Here is a 4,369-nt window from a genome sequence, read left to right as displayed (position 1 = left end):
CTGGAGCTTCCCGAAGGTGTAAGCGTCCTGCCCGTAGTTGCTGTAGTTCCTGAAGCCGGTGACCTTCGTGATCACGCCGGAGGCGTTCGTGTCGCCAAGCGCGACGACCGGCTCGCGCCGGAGGTCGGTCTCGGTGCGGGTTCCCGAGACGAAGAGGCCCCACTTGCCGCTGTTGGTGCTGGCGGTGAGCGTCTGGCCGTCGGAGGCGTAATCACCGACGTAGCTCGACGCGCTCGCGTGGAAGCCGCCGGAGGGAATCTTGGTCGTCACGTTGATCACGGCGACGTTCCGGCCGCCGTACTCGGCGTCCCAGCTGCCCGTCTGGAAGTCGATCTGGTCCGCGATCGTCGGATCGAACAGCTCGTTCAGGCTGCCCGAGATGCCGGGCGGCACCGGCACGCCGTCGATGTAGTAGGTGTACTCGGCGTGCTGTCCCCGGATGTGCACCTCGCCGGTCGGCGCGCGCGCGGCGCCGGCGATGGCCTGCTGGACGATCTGGGAGGTCGTGAGCGTCGGGCTGCCCTGGAACTCGTCCTGCTTGAACACCTGGTCGCCGGTCCGGGTGTCCACGGCCTCGGGGGCGGCCCTGACCTCGATCGCCGACACCACAACGGGAGCCGACACCATGACGAACGACACCTGGACGATGTCGGTCCTGCCGACGGCGAGCGGCACCGACACGGGCTTGAATCCAACGAGCCGGGCCTCGATGACGTACGAGCCGACGCGAACATGGTGGATACGGTAGGCCCCCAGGCGGTCGGAATGCGTCTGGGCGATGACCTGTCCGTTGCGCAGGATCTGGATCTCGGCGCTGGCCAGGGGCCCGCCGCTCGAAGTGTCCGTGACGGTGCCGAGCACGTCGGCTGTGGGGTTAGTGTCGGCCCGGACGGCGGCAGGAGTCGCGGCGCGGTCGCTGAGCTCCTGCGCCGCGGCGGCATGTGTGAGGCATCCGATCAGCAGGGCCAGCGTGCCGCCGGCGCGGCCAAAGACAGTGGTTCTGAGCATCGCATCCATCCTCGCGTTCAGTCGGTGCGCAGCCGGAGCCGCGCATGGTCGTGCGCCCGGCCGCGCGTCGCGCGGACCCGGACGGGGAACGTGACAACCGGTGACCTAGGCGAGTGCGGCCGGTGGAGCGCGGGAATCCTGGTGGAAGCCGGGATGGAACGTCGGCGGAACGACCACCGGAAGCGGCCCGGTGGCGTGCTGCGGAAGGCCCTCGAAGCGAACCGGCGACGCGAGCGGAAGCGAGCCCCGCCCGCTCGCGACGCGCAGGGTGAGGAGGCAGTTGTCGGCGTGAGGGTGCGTCGAGCCGGTCGACTCGTAGTGCGTGGCCGCGGCGCCCGGCGCACCCGCTCCGTGGAAGAGCAGAGCGTCGAGGTCCGCGGCGCCGCCGATGCCCCCCAGGAACAGGGCGGTGACGAGCAGCGCGGTGGCACGGAACGGGCGGCTTCGCATGCGAGCCAACATCATACCCGGAAAGCGGAAGGGGTTCCAGGGGCGAGCGCCGCGCAGCCTGACGGCCCGTGGTGGGAAGCCATCACGGGCTGATCGCCGTCACGTCCAGCACCAGCATCGCGGGGGTCGGCGGGTCTTCGGCGGCGAACACGTAGCGCCGCCCCCCGATGTCGCTGATCGTGACCGTGTGGATGCCGTTCTGGTTGTTGGTCACCAGCGGGTAGTACGCGATGAACGCCGGATGCCCCGGGTCGGCCACCAGGCCGTAGAAGTAGATCCCGGCGCTCGGGCCGTACTCGCCGCTGAAGACCAGGAGCCGGCCGTCGGCGCTCACCCGCACGTCGCTGACGGTGGTGAATCCCGGCGTCACGATCGAGTCGTGGAGCAGCGGCGCCCCGGCCGAGTCGAGCTTCCAGATCTTGACCGCGTTGCCGAGCACGGCGGCCCGCGTCCCCCACGTGCCCGTGTACGCGTACCCGTTGGCGACCCACAGGTCGGAGCCGTAGCGCTCGGGCACGTTGTTGCCGCCCCCCAGGACCCGCAGCGTGTCGTGCACGAGCCCGAGCTGCCAGAACCCGCTGAGCATGTCCGAGGCGTACAGCGACCCGTTGAAGAGCATCACGCCCCACACGTAGGTGTCGCCCGCGCCGCCGGGCTGGATCTGCGAGATCAGGCGGCTCGACAGGTCGCCGCTCAGCGTCCCCGAGACGTCGAGCGCCACCACGCCGCCGTTGTAGTAGGCCGCGTAGAGAATCTGATTCGCCTCGTCCACCCAGAAGTTGTGCGTGCCGGCGCCCGCCATGTGGTAGGAGGCGACCTCCACCGGCGCGCTCAGGTTCGAGACGTCCACGACGTGGATGTCGCCGCTCGAGCTGCTGCCGATCGCGCCGGGGCCCTCCTGGCCCACGAACACGTACCGCTTCTGCCCGTCGGGCGCCCAGTACCACCAGGCGTTGTGCACCTCGCCGCCGGCCGTCACGACCCGCGAGATGAACTGGGGATTCTGCGGGCTGCCGCCGGCCCTGCCGTCGCCGACGTCGTAGATCTGGAGCCCCGTGTTCCACGAGCACAGGAATGCGAGCCCGGCGCGGAGGAACTCGTCGTGCTGGCCGTAGTTGGCCGGCACGGGAACGGTGGCGACGAGGCGGACCCCGGTCGTGTCCGGTCCCGTCCCGGTGGTCTCGGCCTTGCTGCACGCGGCGAGGGCGGCCGCAAGGGCGCACCCGGCCCATCGGCGGAGGTGCGTCATGTCAGTCCATCCCTTCCATGTGCCCCATCGCGGAGGGTCCGCCACCGGCGGCGACTCCGTACCGTCCCATCCGGTGCATCGGCCCGCCGGCGGCGATGCGCAGTGCTACGCTGAACATCCACAAATCGTTCCGCCCGTACTGCGCCGCGGGATCGAACACGCCGGTGAGCCTGGTGACGTGGGCGTACTCGGCCTCGGCGATGCCCTCGACCTGGACGGGCAGGCGCGCGGGGGTGAGGGCGCGGCCGTAGCCCCCCGTCGCGACCAGCCAGCGGGTGATGCCGATGATCGAGCTTTCGAGCAGCGGCCGGACGGTGCGGAACGGATTGCCGAACACCCGCTGGTCCTCGGGGCGGTCGGTGCGCTCGAGGCGCAGGTAGACGCGGTGCGCGGCGCGCGACCACTGCGCTTCCGCGAGCCCCGAGTAGAACTTGAAGAAGCCCGCGGCCTCCGCGTTGTACGCCCATTCCGCGAGGCCGTAGATCCGGCCGGCGCCGAGCGGGCGCTCCAGGCGGGCGGACACGCTGACCTTGTCCTGGTCGGGGCCGGCACCGGCGCGGTTCTCCGGCGACTTCACGTGCGCGTAGGACGCCTGCAGCTCCACCGCCGCCGACGCCTGCACCAGCGCCCGCGCGGACCACGAGTCGCCGAACCGGCGCCAGTTGGGCCACTGGTCCCAGCGCTCGGGCTCGTCGCCGTTGAAGATGGCGCCCTCCAGCGTGACCGGCCCACCCCGCGCTCCCAGGATCGCGAGCGCGCGTTCCAGGATCTGCGCCCAGTGGTGGTTCACCGGGAAGATGAGCGCCGGCCGCATCATCGGATCGTCCGTGCCATACGGCGCGAAGCCCTTGCCGGCCGTGAGGGACCAGTGCACGCCGCCGGGCAGCAGAGGGAGGTCGGTCGCCGAGACGAGCAGCTCGTGGGCCCAGGTGTGCGGATGCCGGCGGTCTTCCCACCCCTCGCCGAAGTCCCCGGTCGCGAGCTCGCCGTGAGGCATGGTCCAGCCCTCGCCGTCGAGCGTGACGTGGAAGCGCACCCGCGCGCCGAGGACGTCCACGGTGCCGTACAGCAGCGGGGAGGTGAAGCGCAGCTCGGTGAGGGAGGAGCCGCCCGGCACGGGATCCGCGCGCGTGAGGACCGGCGTGATCTGCGCGCCGAGCGACACCTGCGCGCCGAGCGGGAGCGGCGCGAGCGCCCCGGCCACCAGCGCGACCGCGGCGAGCCGGCCGCACCGCGCCGGACGAGGCGCCGCGCGGGCCAGGTCTAGCTCCGTGGCAGGAGCGCCTTGGCCGGGGCGAACAGCGCACCCAGCCAGCCGAACAGCCGTTGCTGCGCGCTCTGCATCCCCAGGAGCGTCCGCGACGCGGCGGTGCCGGCCGGCTGGCCCCCCACGAGCGTGACGTTCGGCGTCGTCGTGGTGCCGTTGGTGATCGTCGCGTAGGCGCTGTCGTTCACCGAGATCCGGATGCCGACCGACGGAACCAGGCAGTAGGTGCTGATGGCACCCGCGAGGCGGACCGTCTGGGGGGCACGGGTGAGGGTGAAATCCAGGGTGTCGTCGTAGTCGAACGGATCGAAGTTGGTGCGCGCGGCGAACATGTCCAGGCTGAAGCCGTCCAGCGAGTCGGCCACGTGGGCGGAGACCGTCACCTGGAAGGCGGT

At 71.3% G+C, this 4,369-nt stretch carries 5 protein-coding genes; all 5 read right to left on the bottom strand.

What is annotated here, in order from left to right:
• Positions 1-1,008 (bottom strand): TonB-dependent receptor (locus tag VMF70_00875; GenBank protein HTT66555.1); only part of this gene is annotated, 1,008 nt, incomplete at its 3' end.
• Positions 1,009-1,113: 105 nt separating this feature from the next.
• On the bottom strand, positions 1,114-1,458 hold the full coding sequence (locus tag VMF70_00870; GenBank protein ID HTT66554.1) for a hypothetical protein: 345 nt from the start codon (positions 1,456-1,458) through the stop codon (positions 1,114-1,116).
• Positions 1,459-1,540: 82 nt separating this feature from the next.
• Positions 1,541-2,707 (bottom strand): hypothetical protein, encoded by a 1,167-nt coding sequence (locus tag VMF70_00865; GenBank protein ID HTT66553.1) that lies wholly within the window; start codon positions 2,705-2,707, stop codon positions 1,541-1,543.
• A gap of 1 nt (position 2,708) precedes the next feature.
• Positions 2,709-3,911, bottom strand: coding sequence for a hypothetical protein (locus VMF70_00860; GenBank protein HTT66552.1), 1,203 nt, complete (start codon positions 3,909-3,911; stop codon positions 2,709-2,711).
• 59 nt (positions 3,912-3,970) lie between these two features.
• On the bottom strand, positions 3,971-4,369 hold a 399-nt coding region (locus VMF70_00855), incomplete at its 5' end, for a hypothetical protein (GenBank protein ID HTT66551.1).

Source organism: Gemmatimonadales bacterium (assembly GCA_035502185.1).
Lineage (GTDB): Bacteria > Gemmatimonadota > Gemmatimonadetes > Gemmatimonadales > JACORV01 > Fen-1245.
This window is presented reverse-complemented; position numbering and strand designations above follow the sequence as displayed.

Bases quoted from the DNA above. Each gene is read 5' to 3' on its own strand.
- VMF70_00870 (HTT66554.1), bottom strand. From the start codon at position 1,458: ATGCGAAGCCGCCCGTTCCGTGCCACCGCGCTGCTCGTCACCGCCCTG.
- VMF70_00865 (HTT66553.1), bottom strand. From the start codon at position 2,707: ATGACGCACCTCCGCCGATGGGCCGGGTGCGCCCTTGCGGCCGCCCTC.